The sequence below is a fragment of the Enterobacter sp. RHBSTW-00994 genome, from assembly GCF_013782625.1.
Classification (GTDB): domain Bacteria; phylum Pseudomonadota; class Gammaproteobacteria; order Enterobacterales; family Enterobacteriaceae; genus Enterobacter.
Genome location: NZ_CP056199.1, coordinates 4172672 through 4190019 on the forward strand (window position 1 = coordinate 4172672; position 17348 = coordinate 4190019).

Here is a 17348-nt window from a genome sequence, read left to right on the forward strand (position 1 = left end):
GGGCGATATCAAAATGTAATTTAATAGTTAAAAAATATGATGCAACACGTAAAGTTCAGCATTTTACGCTTCCCTCACTCTGTACTTTCCCTATACTCACCCAGGCAAACATTTACTTACATCCGGAAATAAATGTGACTAAGAGCACATCCGGGATGGAACGCAATTTCACTTAAGGAACATTCATGACCATGCAATCCTCTGGTCTGCTGGCGCGCCTGTCGCGTGGCAGCCTTGTTAAGCAAATACTGGTTGGCCTGGTGCTTGGTGTCGCGCTGGCACTGATCTCAAAGCCTGCCGCAGAAGCGACTGGCCTGCTCGGGACGCTGTTCGTCGGTGCACTGAAAGCCGTCGCACCTGTTCTGGTTCTGACCCTGGTGATGGCATCTATTGCCAACCACCAGCAGGGACAAAAAACCAATATCCGCCCTATTTTGTGGATGTACCTGCTCGGGACATTCTCTGCTGCGCTGACAGCGGTGATCGTGAGCTTTTTCTTCCCATCAACCCTGCAACTGACCACCGGTGCGACCGATATCACCCCCCCAGCGGGCATTGTTGAAGTGATGCACGGCCTGCTGATGAGCATTGTCGCCAACCCCATTCATGCGCTGATTAACGCGAACTACATCGGTATTCTGGTGTGGGCAGTCGGTCTGGGTTTTGCTCTGCGCCACAGCAATGACACCACCAAGAACCTGATTAACGATCTCTCAAGCGCGGTCACTTTCATTGTGACGCTGGTGATCCGCTTTGCCCCCATTGGTATTTTCGGCCTGGTGTCATCGACGCTTGCCACCACCGGTTTTGGCGCACTGTGGGGTTACGCACAGTTGCTGCTGGTACTGATTGGCTGTATGGCTGTGGTCGCACTGGTGATCAACCCGCTGCTGGTCTTTATGCAAACCCGCCGTAACCCATATCCGCTGGTGCTGATGTGCCTGCGTGAAAGCGGCGTGACGGCGTTCTTCACCCGCAGTTCGGCTGCGAATATTCCCGTGAATATGTCGCTGTGCGAAAAACTGAATCTGGATCGCGATACCTACTCCGTATCAATCCCACTGGGAGCAACCGTCAACATGGCTGGCGCGGCGATTACCATTACGGTGCTCACGCTGGCGGCAGTACATACGCTGGGTATCCCGGTAGATTTACCAACCGCGCTGCTGCTGAGCGTCGTCGCGGCGCTGTGTGCCTGTGGCGCATCTGGTGTGGCGGGCGGTTCACTGTTGCTGATCCCACTGGCGTGTAACATGTTTGGCATCCCGAACGAAATCGCCATGCAGGTGGTCGCGGTGGGCTTTATCATCGGCGTGCTGCAGGACTCCTGCGAAACCGCCATTAACTCCTCAACCGACGTGATGTTTACCGCCGCCGTGTGCCAGGCGGAAGATGCGCGTCTGGCGAAAAACGCCCTGCGCAATTAATGCCTCTGCCCTTCCGTCAACGGACGGAGGGGCTCTCCTCCTGGACCTGCTTCTCAACTTTAAACGGATCAATTCCGCGCTTCTGCATCCGCCAGAAACGGATAATGTTCAGCCCGTTCATGATAAGAAAACTGCCTTCAATCAACGTTCCGCCAATCGACCCCAGCCAGAAGTTGTGGATCACCCAACAGCAGGTTGAACACCAGATAATGCAACGCATGGTCAGCCCTTTGCTGCGGAACAAGGCCCAGGTGCTGACAATGGTTCCCGCAACAGGCAGTAACTCAATGGGATGATGGTATTTCGCAAGCCCGATACCGCCTGTCAGCGCAATGAACAGCACCATCACCCACAGACTGCGGGTGCGTAAAGTGATGAGCGTACGAACGGTGTTAAGCATGGCGCTCGCCCCGGCAGGAAATGCGCCCATCAAAAAGAAATGGATGCCAATGACGGCACTGTAAACCGAAAGCTGAATTTTAAATTTCCGCTCATCACGGTTGATAAAGGTGGTGATACCAATCAGAAAGGCGATGACGCCAACGCCCTGGGCTAGCCAATACGCGGTCATGAAGGTGTCCTGTGTGCAGGAAAAAGAAACGGCGCTTCATTATATGAAACGCCGTTTCTAATTTAAAGCATAATGGCTTACAAGGTGACGCCGCTTTTGAAAATCGCCAGCTCGCGGAAGTCATTCTTTTCGTTGCAGGTTTGCTTACCGTTAGCGAATTCCACAATGGTATCGACAAATTCATTCAGCAGTTGCGGCATCGCTTTGCCGTGGATCAACTGTCCGGCATCAAAATCGATCCAGTGTTTTTTCTTCGCCGCCAACTCGCTGTTGGTGGCAATTTTCACAGTGGGTACAAAACCGCCATACGGTGTACCACGACCGGTACTGAACAGCACCATGTGGCAACCCGCCCCCGCCAAAGCACTGGTGGCAACCGCATCGTTACCCGGCGCACTCAGCAGGTTCAGACCGTGCGTTTTCAGGCGCTCGCCGTAACGCAGTACGTCCACCACCTGGCTTGCACCCGCTTTCTGCGTACAGCCGAGAGATTTCTCTTCGAGTGTAGTGATCCCGCCCGCTTTGTTACCTGGAGATGGGTTTTCGTAGATCGGCTGATTGTGCGCGATGAAATACTGTTTGAAGTCGTTCACCATGGTCACGGTTTTTTCAAACGTCTCTTCGTCACGACAGTGGCTCATCAGAATACGTTCTGCACCGAACATTTCCGGAACCTCAGTCAGCACAGTCGTCCCGCCGTTGGCAATCACGTAATCCGAGAAACGCCCCAGCATCGGGTTGGCTGTGATACCGGAAAGACCATCAGATCCCCCGCACTCCAGACCAAATTTAAGCTCGCTGAGTTTACCCGGCTCGCGCTTGTCGTGGCGCATCACCTCATACAGCTGATGTAGTTGCTCAATGCCCGCTTCCACTTCATCGTCCTGGTGTTGGCATACCATAAAGTGGACACGCGCGGGATCGAAATCCTCTAAGGTTTCGCGGAAGGCATCCACCTGGTTGTTTTCACATCCCAGACCAATGACCAGCACCGCCCCCGCATTCGGGTGACGTACCATGTTTTGCAGCATGGTACGGGTGTTAATGTGATCGTCGCCGAGCTGAGAACACCCGTAGGTATGGCTGAACAGGTGCACACCGTCAGTGCCTTCAGCTCCGTTTGTCTCTTTCAGAAAACGGCTCTGGATCTGACGGGCGATCCCATTAACGCAACCCACGGTTGGCAGGATCCACAGTTCATTACGGATCCCCACGTCCCCGTTGCCACGACGATAGATCTGTACGTCACGATCCGTTTCTTGCCCAACTTCCGCCTGAAAATCAGGTTGATAGCTATACTCGTCCAGATCGCTGAGATTGGTGCGGGCATTGTGGGAATGAATATGTTCACCCGGCGCAATATCCGCCAGCGCATGACCAATAGGCAAACCGTACTTAACGACGTTTTCCCCTTTAGCGATAGGGTACACGGCAAACTTATGCCCGCGTGCAACCGCCTGGCGCAGCGTGACAGTCTGGTTATCTACTGCCACGACTTCGCCTTCGGCCAGATCCGCCAGCGCTACGGCAACGTTATCCAGCGAATGGATTTTGATGTATTGCATATCAACCTCAAACGGCTTTAGTTCAGTTCAATGGCGAAGTAGTCACGCGCATTGTTAAAGCAGATGTTTCTCACCATTTCGCCCAGCAACTGGATATCCGCTGGTGCTTCACCCGCAGCAACCCAGCGACCAATCATCTGGCACAGAATGCGGCGGAAGTACTCATGGCGTGTGTAAGACAGGAAACTACGGCTGTCGGTCAGCATACCCACAAAGCGGCTTAACAGACCCAGTTGCGCCAGCTGCGTCATCTGACGTTCCATGCCGTCTTTCTGGTCGTTGAACCACCAGCCGGAACCGAACTGCATCTTGCCTGGCATACCTTCGCCCTGGAAGTTACCAATCATTGTGCCCAGCACTTCGTTATCGCGCGGGTTCAGGCAATACAGGATGGTTTTTGGCAGCAGGTTTTGTTCGTTCTGTTTACTCAGCAGTTTCGACAGCTCTTCCGCCAGTGGGCGGTCGTTGATGGAGTCGAAGCCGACATCCGCGCCGAGAAGTTTGAACTGGCGCAGGTTGTTGTTACGCAGCGCGCCAATGTGGTACTGCTGTACCCAGCCGCGACGGGCATATTCAGCGCCCAGCCAGACCAGCACTGCAGTTTTGAACTGTGCGACTTCATGCTCGCTCAGGGTTTCACCCGACAGACGGCGTGCCAGGATGCTGTCCAGCTCGGCGTCATTAGCCTCAGCAAACAGAACAACGTCCAGCGCGTGGTCAGACACCTTACAACCGTGTGCCGCAAAGTGATCCAGGCGTTTAGTCAGCGCAGTTTGCAGGTCAGCAAAGCGACGAATGTCGGTATCAGACACTTCGGCCAGTTTCGCCATGTAGTCAGTAAAGGTGGCCAGTTCGATATTGAACGCCTTATCCGGACGCCAGCTTGGCAGCACTTTGATATCAAACGTGCTGTCTTTAGCCACAACCGCGTGGTGTTCAAGCGAATCAATTGGATCGTCAGTGGTCCCGACCATCTTCACGTTCATCTGCTTCATGATGCCACGAGCAGAGAACGTATCCTGTGCCAGCAGCGCGTTGCATTCATCCCAGATTTCACCCGCAGTGGATGGCGAAAGCAGCTTGCCGGTGATACCAAACGGACGACGCAGCTCAAGATGTGTCCAGTGGTATAACGGGTTGCCGATGGTGTGCGGAACAGTTGCAGCCCACGCATCAAACTTCTCGCGGTCAGTTGCATCGCCGGTACACAGGCGCTCAGGCACACCGTTGGTGCGCATTGCACGCCATTTATAGTGGTCACCCTTCAGCCAGATGTCATACAGGTTTTTGAAACGGTAATTTTCGGCAACCTGCTGCGGAGGCAAATGGCAGTGGTAGTCGAAAATTGGCTGGTCTTTTGCGTAGTCGTGATACAGACGGCGAGCAAATTCAGTATCTAACAGAAAATCTTCGGTCATAAACGGTGTCATTTATCGTCTTCCTCATAACGAGAGCGTCAGAAAGCTTATGTTCAGATGCTGCAAAGTTATCACACCAATTTCCAGAGGCCGAAGTTTTTTTCGTGAGTTAGATCAATAAACGCTGACAAATAAATTACCCTCAAAGTAGTAAACCCTCTCCCAGACCGCGCCAGCACTGGCTTTATCTACAGAACATAATGTCCCTACAAAGAATCACACTTTTGTGATGTCACTCACCTTTTAAAGTTGTATGACAAGTTATCTTTTGGCCGTCGCAAACTATAAGCCGACGGAATGCATTCCCGGTGTTAGATACATCGGATTTAACGGTACGGAAACCGACTTATGCACGATTACTTATGGCAAGGTTCGGGCCGTTCCGGGAAAGTCTCCCGGTTACGCCCCTCCCGTTACACAGCAACTCCCGGAAACGGTTGAGCTGTTGCCGTGCCACAGCACGGAAATAACATAACGATGAGGTTTTACATGCGTAAAATTAAAGGGTTACGTTGGTACATGATTGCACTGGTGACGCTAGGCACAGTGCTGGGCTACCTGACACGTAACACCGTGGCAGCAGCAGCGCCAACGTTAATGGAAGAGTTGCATATTTCCACACAGCAATATTCCTACATCATTGCAGCGTATTCCGCGGCTTATACCATCATGCAGCCTGTTGCTGGCTACGTGCTGGATATTCTGGGAACAAAAATTGGTTACGCCTTCTTCGCGGTAACCTGGGCGATTTTCTGCGGCGCAACAGCGCTGGCAGGTAGCTGGGGCGGACTGGCACTGGCGCGTGGTGCGGTCGGTGCAGCAGAAGCAGCAATGATCCCTGCGGGTCTGAAAGCCAGCTCCGAATGGTTCCCGGCGAAAGAACGTTCTATTGCAGTCGGCTACTTTAACGTGGGCTCTTCTATTGGTGCGATGATTGCTCCGCCACTGGTTGTATGGGCTATCGTGATGCACAGTTGGCAGATGGCGTTCATTATCTCCGGCGTGCTGAGCTTTGCATGGGCAATGGCGTGGCTGATTTTCTACAAACACCCGCGCGATCAGAAAAAACTGTCTGAAGAAGAACGCGAGTACATCATTGGGGGTCAGGAAGCACAGCACCAGACCAACAATGGCAAAAAAATGACGGTATGGCAGATTCTGGGAACCCGTCAATTCTGGGGTATCGCACTGCCACGCTTCCTGGCGGAACCGGCCTGGGGTACGTTTAACGCCTGGATTCCACTGTTCATGTTTAAAGTCTACGGCTTTAACCTGAAAGAAATCGCGATGTTCGCCTGGATGCCAATGCTCTTCGCTGACATGGGTTGCATCATCGGTGGTTACCTGCCACCTCTGTTCCAGCGCTGGTTTGGTGTGAACCTGATTGTCTCCCGTAAAATGGTTGTGACCATGGGCGCACTGCTGATGATTGGCCCAGGTATGATCGGCCTGTTCACCAGCCCATATGTTGCAATTGGCCTGCTGTGCATCGGTGGTTTTGCTCACCAGTCCCTTTCTGGCGCACTGATTACACTCTCTTCTGATGTGTTCGGTCGTAACGAAGTGGCAACCGCAAACGGCCTGACTGGTATGGCTGCCTGGACCGCAAGTACTCTGTTTGCTCTGGTGGTTGGTGCGTTAGCAGATACCATTGGCTTCAGCCCGCTGTTTGCTGTACTGGCTATCTTTGACCTGATGGGGGCAGTCGTTATCTGGACGGTGCTGAAAAGCAAATCAGCCGACGAACTTGAGAAAGAGTCCCTTGGGGGACCGGCAACGCAAAATTAGCGTAAAAATGTGTCCTACCAAAGCCGCCTCTGGGCGGCTTTTTTGATGGTGAAATCTGGAGACTGGCGCGCAAAAGTGGTATAACAGATAATCCGTCGTACCCTGCCTGGAGCGCATATGGAAATCACCGAATCACGTCGTTTATACCAACAACTTGCTGCCGAGCTGAAAGATCGCATCGAGCAAGGTGTCTATCTTGTCGGTGATAAACTGCCTGCTGAACGCTTTATTGCTGATGAAAAAAGCGTGAGCCGCACGGTTGTGCGTGAAGCGATCATCATGCTGGAGGTTGAAGGCTATGTTGAAGTACGCAAAGGCTCCGGCATTCATGTGATTTCCAATCTGCCAAAACACTCTCCTGCACCAGATGAAAGTCTGGAATTTGCAAGCTACGGTCCTTTTGAGCTGCTCCAGGCTCGCCAGTTGATTGAAAGTAACATTGCAGAGTTCGCCGCCACGCAGGTCACCAAGCAAGACATCATGAAGCTGATGGAAATCCAGGAAAATGCGCGCAAGGAAAAATGTTTCCGCGATTCAGAATGGGATCTCCAGTTTCATGTTCAGGTTGCCCTGGCCACACAAAACACGGCACTTGCAGCAATCGTTGAAAAAATGTGGACTCAGCGCGTTCACAACCCTTACTGGAAGAAATTGCACGATCACATCGATTTACGCACCGTGGATAACTGGTGTGATGATCATGATCAGATCCTTAAAGCACTGATTCGCAAAGACCCGCATGCTGCAAAACTGGCGATGTGGCAGCATCTGGAAAACACCAAACTCATGCTGTTCAATGAAACCAGTGACGATTTCGAATTCAATGCTGACCGCTATCTTTTTGCTGATAATCCCGTTGTTCATCTCGATACGGTATCCAATCTGGCAAAATAGTTTTCCTTCCTGTCGGCAGGCGCTCTGGCGCGCCTTCTGACAGGTATGGGTAAGCAAAACATATATAGTGTCAGCCTTTGTAAATCCCCTCGCTCCCCTTCCATGCTTAAGCCAAAATCATCTCAACCCGCGCAAAATCTGTGACGCAGAACGTCGGGCTTTGTTACAATTAGATTCAATTTGTTTTCTTGTAAGTTAGTGCTTGCTTACCTTGCCATTAACAGGGAACAGTTTTGGCCACAACACATGTGTCCGCGAGCGACCATAATGAAATCACTACAATGTCGCCGTACTGTTTTTCCCGGATAACAGGCGTGACGTTAACCGATTTCCAGGAACACTGAATGGAACTTTTGACCCAACTACTGAATGCCTTATGGGCTCAGGACTTCGAAACGCTGGCCAATCCTTCCATGATTGGCATGCTCTATTTCGTCTTGTTTATGATCCTGTTTCTTGAAAACGGATTGCTCCCTGCAGCCTTCCTGCCAGGCGATAGCCTGCTGGTATTGGTTGGCGTGCTTTGTGCAAAAGGAGCGATGGCGTTTCCGCAAACCATTATTCTCTTAACTGTTGCCGCAAGCCTTGGCTGCTGGGTAAGTTATATTCAGGGTCGATGGCTTGGAAACACACGGATTGTGCAAAACTGGCTATCCCATCTTCCGGCACATTATCACCAACGTGCACATCATCTTTTCCATAAACACGGGCTTTCAGCGCTGCTGATTGGCCGCTTCATCGCTTTTGTACGCACATTACTGCCTACCATCGCTGGCCTGTCCGGACTCAACAGCGCACGCTTCCAGTTCTTTAACTGGATGAGCGGCCTGCTGTGGGTGCTGATTCTGACAACACTGGGCTACCTGCTGGGTAAAACCCCCGTCTTCCTCAAGTATGAAGACCAACTCATGTCTTGTCTGATGCTCTTGCCGGTTGTGTTACTGGTGTTTGGGCTTGCCGGATCGCTTTTCGTCTTGTGGAAGAAAAAGTACGGGAGCCGGGGCTAAGTATGGGAATGTCACGACTTTCTCTACGCCGTCTGTCATTTGCCATGGTTGCGCTGATGATTCTCAGCGCCATGGTTTTGGTCTGGACAGCCGTTCAGCACCAGGAGTCTACGCTGGCCATTCGCTCGGTGAATCAGGGCGCAAGCATGCCGGATGGTTTTTCTATCTGGCATCATCTGGATGCAAATGGGATCCGTTTTAAAAGTATTACGCCGCAGGATGATGTGTTGCTGATCAAGTTTGATTCCAGCGCACAAAGTGCCGCAGCAAAAGCCGTGCTCGACAGAACGCTGCCGCAGGGATACATCATTGCCCAACAAGACGACAATAGTCAGGCTGCCGCCTGGTTGTCGCGCTTGCGCGATACGTCGCATCGGTTTGGTTAATTTCCAGGATTCTGAATCTTTTCACTCACTTTGGTGATTACCCCGTTTACTTACTATGCTTAAGTACGCGGAGCACCTCTCATATGTTCTCCGCATGACTTTGGAAATTCGACACCTCTTCGGAAGTGTCGTACACAATGGAAGGTTCCAACAATGAAATACCGCATCGCTCTGGCTTTGACTCTTTTTTCGTTAAGCACCGCCTCTTTCGCATCCTCTCTGTGCATGGAGAAGGAGAAAGATATTCAGCGAGAAATCACTTATGCCGAAAAGCATAACAATCAGAACCGGATTAACGGTCTGAAAAAAGCGCTTAGCGAGGTGAAGGCCAACTGTTCAGACAGTGAATTACGGGCGAATCACCAGAAGAAAATTGCAGCTCAAAAGGCTGAGGTGACGGAACGTCGTCACGATCTTCAGGAAGCGAAAGAGAAAGGGGATGCGGATAAAATAACGAAACGCGAGAAGAAGCTGAAAGAGGCGCAAGAAGAACTGAATGCGCTGGAATCCCGCGATTATTGAGTTAACTGAAGTCCCACAGGAGAAAATCATGTCAAAAGATACTACGTCAGAAAACCTGCGCGCTGAGTTGAAATCCCTGGCGGATACCCTGGAAGAGGTGCTGAACTCCTCAAGCGATAAATCGAAAGAAGAGATCGGCAAACTGCGCAGCAAAGCCGAACAGGCACTGAAAGAGAGCCGTCATCGTCTGGGTGAAACCGGTGATGCGCTGGCGAAACAGACCCGTGAAGCCGCCGCGCGAGCAGACGAATACGTTCGTGATAATCCCTGGACCGGCGTAGGTATCGGTGCTGCCATTGGTGTGGTTCTTGGCGTGCTGCTCACGCGTCGTTGATTATGGACGATCCACGCCACGCAGAAGGGCCTGCAAAAAATATTCTCGGAATCGGACAGCGTATTTTAACCACGCTTGTCGGGATCGCTGAAACGCGGATCCGGCTGGCGGTGGTTGAACTGGAAGAGGAGAAAGCCAATCTCTTCCAGCTGCTGCTGATGCTGGGACTTACCCTGCTCTTTGCCGCTTTTGGCCTGATGAGCCTGTTGGTGTTAATCATCTGGGCTATCGATCCGCAGTATCGCCTTAACGCGATGATCGCCACCACGGCAGTACTGCTGCTGGGGGCACTCATTGGCGGTATCTGGACGATGCGCAAAGCACGCAGATCGACCCTGCTGCGCCACACCCGTCAGGAGCTGGCCGCAGATCGTACATTGCTGGAGGACGATAAGTCGTGAGCAGCAAGACAGAGCGCCAGAAACAGAAAGCGTACCTGTTGAGCCAAATCCAGCAGCAACGGCTGGATTTAGCCGCCAGCCGTCGCGACTGGCTGGAGGTCACCCGCTCCTACGATCGGGGCTGGAATACGCTACTCAACATCCGTGCCTGGGCGCTGGTAGGCAGCAGCGTTGTCGCACTCTGGTCAGTGCGTCATCCCAGCAGGTTGATACGCTGGGCACGACGTGGCTTCGGCGTATGGAGCGCCTGGCGTCTGGTCAAATCAACCCTGCGCCAGCAGCAGTTACGTTCCTGAGTCCCCAGCCGTTGTCGGGTAACATGACGCTTATCCGGCAACGTTTCTCTTCCCTCCTTACTCAATATCTTTGAAGAAGATTGACAGTTTTCCTTGCTAACAATTGTCATTCGTCACGTTTATTATCCTCTCCATCGACAGCAAACACGCGGTATCTACCCGGATTTGCACACAAATAAAGATCAGCCGCCCATGTGGTTCTCTGGAGAGTAAAATGAAAAAATTAGAAGATGTTGGTGTACTGGTAGCGCGTATTCTGATGCCAATTCTGTTTATCACTGCAGGTTGGGGCAAAATCACCGGTTATGCGGGTACTCAGCAGTACATGGAAGCAATGGGCGTCCCAGGGTTCCTGTTACCACTGACCATCCTGCTTGAGTTCGGCGGCGGCCTGGCGGTTCTGTTTGGTTTCCTGACCCGTACCACCGCGCTGTTTACTGCCGGCTTCACGCTGCTGACCGCATTTATCTTCCACAGTAACTTTGCGGAAGGCATGAACTCCCTGATGTTCATGAAAAACCTGACTATCGCTGGCGGTTTCCTGCTGTTGGCTATCACAGGCCCTGGCGCATACAGCATCGACCGTGTACTGAATAAAAAGTGGTAAGCACGCTATACTAGATTGACCACAAAGCGAGGAGATATCTCCTCGCTTTTGCTATCTGAGGGAGACAAAAATGGGACAACTTGTTGATGGCGTCTGGCAGGACATCTGGTATGACACCAAATCCACCGGAGGACGATTCAAGCGTTCTGTGTCGGCCTTCCGTAACTGGCTCACCGCTGATGGTGCTCCCGGCCCTTCTGGCGAGGGTGGCTTTGCGGCCGAAAAAGAGAGATATCACCTCTATGTCTCACTGGCCTGTCCGTGGGCGCATCGCACGCTGATTGTACGTAAGCTCAAAGGCCTTGAATCGCTGATCCCGGTTTCAGTTGTTAACCCGCTGATGCTGGAAAATGGCTGGACCTTTGATAGCGATTTCCCGGCGGCAACCGGGGATGATCTCTACCATCACGAATTCCTCTACCAACTCTATCTGCGCGCTGACCCGCACTACACCGGACGCGTGACCGTGCCTGTGTTGTGGGATAAGAAAAACCAGACCATCGTCAGCAATGAATCTGCCGAAATTATCCGCATGTTCAATACCGCATTTGACGCACATGGCGCGCGGGCCGGAGATTACTACCCAACAGAATTGCGCGATAAGATTGATGAGCTGAACAGCTGGATTTATGACAATGTGAATAACGGCGTCTATAAAGCCGGGTTCGCCACCAGCCAGGAAGCCTATGATGATGCCGTTACGAAGGTGTTCGAATCGCTGGCGCGTCTGGAACAGATCCTGGGGCAACACCGTTATCTGGCAGGCGACCGCCTGACAGAAGCCGATATTCGCCTGTGGACCACGCTGGTTCGTTTCGATCCCGTGTATGTCACCCATTTTAAATGCGACAAACACCGTATTAGCGATTACCCCAACCTGTACGGCTTCCTGCGCGATCTTTACCAAATGCCAGGGATTGCCGAAACGGTCAATTTTGACCACATCCGCACTCACTATTTCCGCAGCCATAAAACCATTAATCCAACGGGCATTATCTCCATTGGCCCGTGGCAAGATCTGGATGAACCACACGGCCGCGACGTCCGTTTCGGATAAATATTCAGGGCATCTATGGATGCCCTTTTTTAATTCACAATCTGCGTCTATCCTTACCTCGATCGCTTAGAAAACAAGTGATTGACTGATTATCGAGGCAAGGAAAATGGACTGGTATCTAAAAGTACTGCGCAATTACGTTGGATTCGGTGGTCGTGCCCGCCGCAAAGAGTACTGGATGTTTGTTCTGGTGAACTTCATCCTCATCGTCGTGCTGGGCGTGGTTGATAAAATTCTCGGCTGGGAGCGGGCGGGCGGTGAAGGGATCCTCACCACGGTTTATGGCCTGTTGATACTGCTGCCATCATGGGCAGTGCTGTTTCGTCGACTCCACGATACCGACCGTTCGGCGTGGTGGTTACTGCTGGTGTTGATCCCGGTTATTGGCTGGATCATCATTTTGATCTTTAACTGCCAGAGCGGAACACCTGGTGAAAACCGCTTCGGTCCCGATCCTAAACTCAATACATAATGTATTGCCCGGCAGCGCGTCGCTTGCCGGGCCTGCTCAACTACTTATTGTGATTGGCAAATAGCTTAGGTATTTCACGCAGACACCAGGATTTAGCTTCTCCCATGCTGTCACGCCGCCACGCCATAATGATATCCACCTCGCTGGTATACTCCGGGCTGACCACGCGTAAACGCCCTTCAGCGATATCTTTCTCCACAAACGGATAAGGCATCGTCGCCATTCCCAGCCCCGCCAGCAGAGCCTGACGCTTATCTTCCAGTGATGTCACGGTAAGACGCGGCTGCTTATCCAGTAATTGTACGGTGAGTACCGGACGTTCACGGGCGGTATCCGCGACGGCCACACCGCGATACTTCACGCGGGTAACCTCGGACAGCGGTTCAGGTTCCTGATGAATGGGGTGATCTGGCGCTGCAACGTAGACGTTCATAACGCTGTAGAGTTTGCGGGAGTTGATCTCTGACGAGGAACGGAAATGCATATCCGGAGCGATGACAATGTCTGCCCTGCCCGTTTCCAGTCGCTCCCACGCCCCGGCCAGCACTTCCGTAATGATCGACAGTTGGGTATTGGCTTTATCGGCCAATCGCCCCACGAGCGGGAACAGGGCCGTCGTCGGGACTAATGCCTCAGTGACCAGCGTCAGGTGTGTTTCCCAGCCACGCGCCAGTGCCTCGGCATCGGTCGTCAGCTTGTCAGCCGCTTCCAGCAAAACGCGCCCACGCTCCAGCAGCATACGTCCCACGTTGGTGAATTTTGTTCGATGACCTGAACGGTCGAACAGCACCACGTCCAGCTCTTCTTCCAGCTTCTGCATCGTGTAGCTCAGCGCAGACGGAACACGCCCCAATTCATCTGCCGCAGCGGCAAAGCTGCCACGCCTGTCAATTGCGTCCATCACACGCAGTGCTTCAAGCGTCAATGCTCTCTCTTTAGCCATCTCGTTCTCATTCAGGAAATTTGAACATACCGGGCAGAATATCTGGCTAACAATGAAGCGTCCATACCTTTACCATTGTTTTAGTGTAAAGAGAGGTCAAGTTTTATGATTACGACAAGAACAGCTAAACAGTGCGGACAAGCCGATTTCGGTTGGCTGCAGGCCCGCTACACCTTTTCCTTTGGACACTACTTTGACCCAAAACTCCTCGGTTACGCCTCACTGCGTGTATTGAACCAGGAAGTGCTCGCCCCTGGCAGCGCCTTCCAGCCGCGTACGTACCCGAAGGTAGATATCCTGAATCTGATACTGGAAGGTGAAGCAGAATATCGCGATAGCGAGGGCAATCATGTCCAGGCGAAGGCGGGTGAAGCGTTGCTGATTTCAACGCAGCCCGGCATTAGCTACAGCGAGCATAACCTCAGCAAAGAGAAGACGCTGACGCGCATGCAACTGTGGCTGGATGCCTGTCCGGAGCGGGAAAACCCGCTGGTACAGAAAATAAATCTGAGCGGCAATAAACAGCAGTTAATTGCAACGCCGGATGGCAGCAACGGTAGCCTGCAACTCCGCCAGCAGGTGTGGCTGCACCATATCGAGCTTAAAAAGGGAGAGCAGGCGAGCTTCCAGCTTCACGGCCCGCGCGCCTATTTGCAGTCGATTCACGGAACGGTTCACGCGCTGACGCATACGGAAGAGAAAGAAGCGCTCACCTGCGGTGACGGTGCGTTTATCCGCGATGAAGCGAATATTACGCTGGTTGCCGATACGCCGCTGCGCGCGCTGTTGATTGATTTGCCTGTGTAACGAAAGGCTCCTCACCCCGCCCCCTTCAGGAGAGTGGGGTGAGGAGAACATCGTTAAACCTTGCTCGCCATAATCTCAATGATCTGTTTGTCCGTAGCCTGCATCGATCGACACGCCAGCGAACAAAGGTTGGCGATGGACTGTTCTACATCGCCCGCCACAATCCCTTCATTTCCTGTAACAGCAGAATCATCCAACGCCATCATCACCGCTTTCCAGGCACTACCAACGCTGGTTGAGACTTTCATGGCACAACTGTTAGACGCGCCATCACAGATCATACCGCTGACATCACCGATCATGCTGCTGATGGCCATCGCTATCGTCTTATAGCGCCCGTCCATTAGCCAGGCCATTCCAGCCGCCGCCCCCATTGCTGCTGTGGTTGCTGCACACAATGCCGACAAACGCGGAAGCTGGTAATGGATATAGATAGCCGTCAGATGTGAGAGCATCAGCGCCCGCGCCAGCTTTTCATCATCTGCCTGAACATGCTCAGCAACTACCACTACAGGCATTGTCGCCGTAATCCCCTGATTGCCGGACCCAGAATTACTCATGGCTGGCAAGGTCGCCCCTCCCATACGGGCGTCCGAGGCCGCACTGGTGCGAATAACAATGTCTGAGCCTAAATCCTGCGCTATCCATCCGCGCACGCGCTGCTTGTTAAGCGTCGCTCCGATGTGTAACCCCCAGCGACCCGTTAACCCTTCACGGGATAGCGCATCGTTCAGATGCCCCGCCTCCAGGATAAAACGAATCGCATCGAACGGAACCTGCTCCACAAACTCCAGGATCTGCAAAAGCGTGGTGCAAGAGAGTATCGCCAGCGGATCGTTACAGGTATTTTGCTGCCGCTCATCAAGGGTAAAACGGATTTCGCCTTGACTGACGATCTGCACAACTCTCGTGTGCCCCCCCGCAATGGTGACGCTGGCTGATGCATCACCAGCATAAACACAGGCCCGCGAATAGAGGATCTCATCACAGGGCTCCTGCAATTTCACCTGAACCTGACCCGCATCCAACAAGGCTTTGGCACGACCCCGAGCATCCGCTGAGACACCTTTTAACACCTCCAGCCCCCCCTGCGCGTTGCCACCAATTGCCCCCAGCGCTGCCGCAATAGGCAGCCCGACCATCCCGGTCCCTGGCACAGTGACCCCCAAGCCGTTCTTCATCAGGTTGGGCGACACCCACGCGTCAATCCGGGTTATCTCGCCACTCAACTGCCCAGCCGCAATTGCACAAGCCAGCGCCAGAGAGACAGGCTCTGTACATCCCAGGGCAGGTTTAACCTCTTCCTGCACCGCTTGAATAAAATGGTTCCATAAAGGATTAGTTTGCTCAGACATCGTTATGACCTTAATTGCGCCTCAGGAGAAGGCGAGGAAAGGAGAAACACAAAGCAGCAGCCCGGTGATGATAATAATCACCAGTGACACGCCTTTATATTTGTGAAGTGCCGGGACTTTGTAGACCAGCCATGCCGGAATTAAGCAACCCACCATCCCGAAAATTGGGCTGCAAATAGAGGTAAAGCTCAGTACCGGGGCATTTAATACAATGGCGCTCCAGGCAAGCAAAATAGCGAAGACCATGATGCCACGCTGCACCGCGCGTTCACTGATCTTCTCGGCCGGGAGTTTGCGTCGCAGGATATTCATGACGATGCCCTGCGTCGCCTCGCGAAAGCCCAAATACACACCAAAGAATGCTGTCATCACGGCAAAAATATTCAGGATCACGCTGACGATTTTGACCCAGCCCGCACCATCACCACTGATAAACTGCGCCGCAATGGCCAGAGCAGATATATTTTGTTCATAGGCTTTAACGGCTTCATCGTGCCCCATTGCCAGAGTGAAGGAGACCGCATAGAAAAAGACTGTCACAAACAGAATGCCAAACGCAATATTCATTGCCCGTAACGCTTTATGGCGCGCCACTTCAACGGACTTTTCTCTTGAACGATAAGAAATAACCATCGGGCTTAACGTCTGAATAAAGAGAATTGAGGTTAAGGTAAATGGCAGCGTAATAATGGCATTTTTAATCAGCAATCCCATCGGCGGCAGCATACCTGCATGACTCAACTGCCAGAGACCGATCATCGATAACCCCAACGCTGCCACGACAAGCAACTTGGTCAGAACCATCAGGCTTGAGACTTTAAACAGCAACTTTTCACCGCGTGATGAAATTGCCACCAGAATACAAATCAGAAATAAGCCATAGAAAGGATTCTCAGATAACAAACTGTCTGTGACGCCAAAGGTATGCAAATACGAAGCGCTATCGTTGGTGATGGCCGTGGAATAGACAAACATCCAGATAACCAGCATCACAAAATAGAGCGCGCCGAGTAAGATGCCCCAGTTTTTACCCAGATACCCGCTGATCACACTTGGGTAGTCTTTGCACTCCGGTGATTCCGCAAGCGTATTAATAAACAGGCGCTGGAAAAGGTACATCGCCGGGTAACCAATAATTGAGGAGAGCAGAAATACCCACAACCCCATCAGACCAACCTGCACAGGAAGAAAAACGATCCCCGCACCAATGGCCATACCAATACTCATAATGACCCAGCCGGTATCGGTACTGTCGAATTTAATTGCCTCTTGCCATTCGCTTTCACTCATTCCAGCCCGTCTTGCCGCGGGGGAATCATTCACAATCACGCTGCTATTTGTTGCCGTATCCATTAGGCACTCGCTTATTTTGTAGGGTAAACAGTTATTTTTATGGGTATCCGCTCACCAGCGATAATGAGTCAGGTTGTTGCAGGTATTTGTTATTTGAATGGAAAGATCATACCGGGGGAGTGAGAGAAAAAAGTCACATAATTAA

At 52.2% G+C, this 17348-nt stretch carries 19 protein-coding genes; 13 read left to right on the forward strand and 6 right to left on the reverse strand.

Annotated elements, in window-relative coordinates; translation table 11 throughout:
• The first annotated feature begins 185 nt into the window (after positions 1-185).
• A complete protein-coding gene (sstT, locus tag HV346_RS19860) occupies positions 186-1427 on the forward strand; it encodes a serine/threonine transporter SstT (protein WP_181620881.1) in 1242 nt (413 codons plus the stop codon).
• Between the two features lie 16 nt (positions 1428-1443).
• On the opposite strand, the gene HV346_RS19865 is transcribed toward sstT, so the two are convergent.
• The 3 genes from HV346_RS19865 to uxaC form a co-directional block, all read right to left on the reverse strand.
• Positions 1444-1998 (reverse strand): YgjV family protein, encoded by a 555-nt coding sequence (locus HV346_RS19865; RefSeq protein ID WP_181620882.1) that lies wholly within the window; start codon positions 1996-1998, stop codon positions 1444-1446.
• 77 nt (positions 1999-2075) lie between these two features.
• Positions 2076-3563 (reverse strand): altronate dehydratase family protein, encoded by a 1488-nt coding sequence (locus HV346_RS19870; RefSeq protein ID WP_181620883.1) that lies wholly within the window; start codon positions 3561-3563, stop codon positions 2076-2078.
• A gap of 17 nt (positions 3564-3580) precedes the next feature.
• Entirely contained in the window at positions 3581-4993 is a 1413-nt protein-coding gene (gene uxaC, locus HV346_RS19875) for a glucuronate isomerase (RefSeq protein WP_181620884.1), read from the reverse strand.
• Positions 4994-5470: 477 nt separating this feature from the next.
• Here uxaC and HV346_RS19880 point away from each other — a divergent pair, with 477 nt between their 5' ends.
• The 11 genes from HV346_RS19880 to HV346_RS19930 all read left to right on the forward strand — a co-directional run bounded on the left by HV346_RS19880 (position 5471) and on the right by HV346_RS19930 (position 12745).
• Positions 5471-6769: an MFS transporter gene (locus HV346_RS19880; protein WP_181620885.1), complete on the forward strand. Its 1299-nt coding sequence runs from the start codon at positions 5471-5473 to the stop codon at positions 6767-6769.
• A gap of 117 nt (positions 6770-6886) precedes the next feature.
• On the forward strand, positions 6887-7663 hold the full coding sequence (gene exuR / locus HV346_RS19885; protein ID WP_181620886.1) for a transcriptional regulator ExuR: 777 nt from the start codon (positions 6887-6889) through the stop codon (positions 7661-7663).
• A gap of 344 nt (positions 7664-8007) precedes the next feature.
• Positions 8008-8670 (forward strand): DedA family general envelope maintenance protein YqjA, encoded by a 663-nt coding sequence (gene yqjA / locus HV346_RS19890; protein WP_181620887.1) that lies wholly within the window; start codon positions 8008-8010, stop codon positions 8668-8670.
• Positions 8671-8672: 2 nt separating this feature from the next.
• The gene (gene mzrA, locus HV346_RS19895) at positions 8673-9056 is read left to right on the forward strand and encodes an EnvZ/OmpR regulon moderator MzrA (protein ID WP_181620888.1); all 384 of its coding nucleotides are present in this window, start codon (positions 8673-8675) and stop codon (positions 9054-9056) included.
• A 153-nt stretch (positions 9057-9209) separates the two neighbouring features.
• Positions 9210-9578: a DUF1090 domain-containing protein gene (locus HV346_RS19900; RefSeq protein ID WP_181620889.1), complete on the forward strand. Its 369-nt coding sequence runs from the start codon at positions 9210-9212 to the stop codon at positions 9576-9578.
• A 28-nt stretch (positions 9579-9606) separates the two neighbouring features.
• Positions 9607-9912, forward strand: coding sequence for a YqjD family protein (locus tag HV346_RS19905; RefSeq protein ID WP_181620890.1), 306 nt, complete (start codon positions 9607-9609; stop codon positions 9910-9912).
• A 2-nt stretch (positions 9913-9914) separates the two neighbouring features.
• The gene (locus tag HV346_RS19910) at positions 9915-10313 is read left to right on the forward strand and encodes a phage holin family protein (RefSeq protein WP_181620891.1); all 399 of its coding nucleotides are present in this window, start codon (positions 9915-9917) and stop codon (positions 10311-10313) included.
• Positions 10310-10609: a YqjK-like family protein gene (locus HV346_RS19915; RefSeq protein WP_181620892.1), complete on the forward strand. Its 300-nt coding sequence runs from the start codon at positions 10310-10312 to the stop codon at positions 10607-10609. Before HV346_RS19910 ends, HV346_RS19915 begins: the two co-directional genes overlap by 4 nt.
• A 214-nt stretch (positions 10610-10823) precedes the next feature.
• Positions 10824-11216, forward strand: a complete 393-nt coding sequence (locus HV346_RS19920; protein WP_064327508.1) for a DoxX family protein — start codon at positions 10824-10826, stop codon at positions 11214-11216.
• Positions 11217-11286: 70 nt separating this feature from the next.
• Positions 11287-12273, forward strand: a complete 987-nt coding sequence (locus HV346_RS19925; protein WP_181620893.1) for a glutathione S-transferase family protein — start codon at positions 11287-11289, stop codon at positions 12271-12273.
• A 106-nt stretch (positions 12274-12379) separates the two neighbouring features.
• Entirely contained in the window at positions 12380-12745 is a 366-nt protein-coding gene (locus HV346_RS19930) for a DUF805 domain-containing protein (RefSeq protein ID WP_181620894.1), read from the forward strand.
• A gap of 40 nt (positions 12746-12785) precedes the next feature.
• Here HV346_RS19930 and HV346_RS19935 read toward each other — a convergent pair whose 3' ends face one another.
• Positions 12786-13688: a LysR family transcriptional regulator gene (locus tag HV346_RS19935; protein WP_181620895.1), complete on the reverse strand. Its 903-nt coding sequence runs from the start codon at positions 13686-13688 to the stop codon at positions 12786-12788.
• A 105-nt stretch (positions 13689-13793) separates the two neighbouring features.
• On the opposite strand from HV346_RS19935, the gene HV346_RS19940 reads away from it, so the two are divergent.
• Complete coding sequence (locus HV346_RS19940; RefSeq protein WP_181620896.1) at positions 13794-14495, forward strand: pirin family protein; 702 nt, start codon at positions 13794-13796, stop codon at positions 14493-14495.
• A gap of 53 nt (positions 14496-14548) precedes the next feature.
• Here the strand turns inward: HV346_RS19940 and HV346_RS19945 are convergent, their stop codons facing one another.
• Positions 14549-15850, reverse strand: coding sequence for a serine dehydratase subunit alpha family protein (locus HV346_RS19945; protein WP_181620897.1), 1302 nt, complete (start codon positions 15848-15850; stop codon positions 14549-14551).
• Between the two features lie 21 nt (positions 15851-15871).
• On the reverse strand, positions 15872-17203 hold the full coding sequence (locus HV346_RS19950) for an amino acid permease (protein ID WP_181620898.1): 1332 nt from the start codon (positions 17201-17203) through the stop codon (positions 15872-15874).
• Positions 17204-17348: the final 145 nt, after the last annotated feature.

What these genes read in the sequence shown, in the direction of transcription:
- sstT (WP_181620881.1), top strand. Translation starts at nt 186, where the DNA reads ATGACCATGCAATCCTCTGGTCTGCTGGCGCGCCTGTCGCGTGGCAGC.
- HV346_RS19865 (WP_181620882.1), bottom strand. Translation starts at nt 1,998, where the DNA reads ATGACCGCGTATTGGCTAGCCCAGGGCGTTGGCGTCATCGCCTTTCTG.
- HV346_RS19870 (WP_181620883.1), bottom strand. Translation starts at nt 3,563, where the DNA reads ATGCAATACATCAAAATCCATTCGCTGGATAACGTTGCCGTAGCGCTG.
- uxaC (WP_181620884.1), bottom strand. Translation starts at nt 4,993, where the DNA reads ATGACACCGTTTATGACCGAAGATTTTCTGTTAGATACTGAATTTGCT.
- HV346_RS19880 (WP_181620885.1), top strand. Translation starts at nt 5,471, where the DNA reads ATGCGTAAAATTAAAGGGTTACGTTGGTACATGATTGCACTGGTGACG.
- exuR (WP_181620886.1), top strand. Translation starts at nt 6,887, where the DNA reads ATGGAAATCACCGAATCACGTCGTTTATACCAACAACTTGCTGCCGAG.
- yqjA (WP_181620887.1), top strand. Translation starts at nt 8,008, where the DNA reads ATGGAACTTTTGACCCAACTACTGAATGCCTTATGGGCTCAGGACTTC.
- mzrA (WP_181620888.1), top strand. Translation starts at nt 8,673, where the DNA reads ATGGGAATGTCACGACTTTCTCTACGCCGTCTGTCATTTGCCATGGTT.
- HV346_RS19900 (WP_181620889.1), top strand. Translation starts at nt 9,210, where the DNA reads ATGAAATACCGCATCGCTCTGGCTTTGACTCTTTTTTCGTTAAGCACC.
- HV346_RS19905 (WP_181620890.1), top strand. Translation starts at nt 9,607, where the DNA reads ATGTCAAAAGATACTACGTCAGAAAACCTGCGCGCTGAGTTGAAATCC.
- HV346_RS19910 (WP_181620891.1), top strand. Translation starts at nt 9,915, where the DNA reads ATGGACGATCCACGCCACGCAGAAGGGCCTGCAAAAAATATTCTCGGA.
- HV346_RS19920 (WP_064327508.1), top strand. Translation starts at nt 10,824, where the DNA reads ATGAAAAAATTAGAAGATGTTGGTGTACTGGTAGCGCGTATTCTGATG.
- HV346_RS19925 (WP_181620893.1), top strand. Translation starts at nt 11,287, where the DNA reads ATGGGACAACTTGTTGATGGCGTCTGGCAGGACATCTGGTATGACACC.
- HV346_RS19930 (WP_181620894.1), top strand. Translation starts at nt 12,380, where the DNA reads ATGGACTGGTATCTAAAAGTACTGCGCAATTACGTTGGATTCGGTGGT.
- HV346_RS19935 (WP_181620895.1), bottom strand. Translation starts at nt 13,688, where the DNA reads ATGGCTAAAGAGAGAGCATTGACGCTTGAAGCACTGCGTGTGATGGAC.
- HV346_RS19940 (WP_181620896.1), top strand. Translation starts at nt 13,794, where the DNA reads ATGATTACGACAAGAACAGCTAAACAGTGCGGACAAGCCGATTTCGGT.
- HV346_RS19945 (WP_181620897.1), bottom strand. Translation starts at nt 15,850, where the DNA reads ATGTCTGAGCAAACTAATCCTTTATGGAACCATTTTATTCAAGCGGTG.
- HV346_RS19950 (WP_181620898.1), bottom strand. Translation starts at nt 17,203, where the DNA reads ATGGATACGGCAACAAATAGCAGCGTGATTGTGAATGATTCCCCCGCG.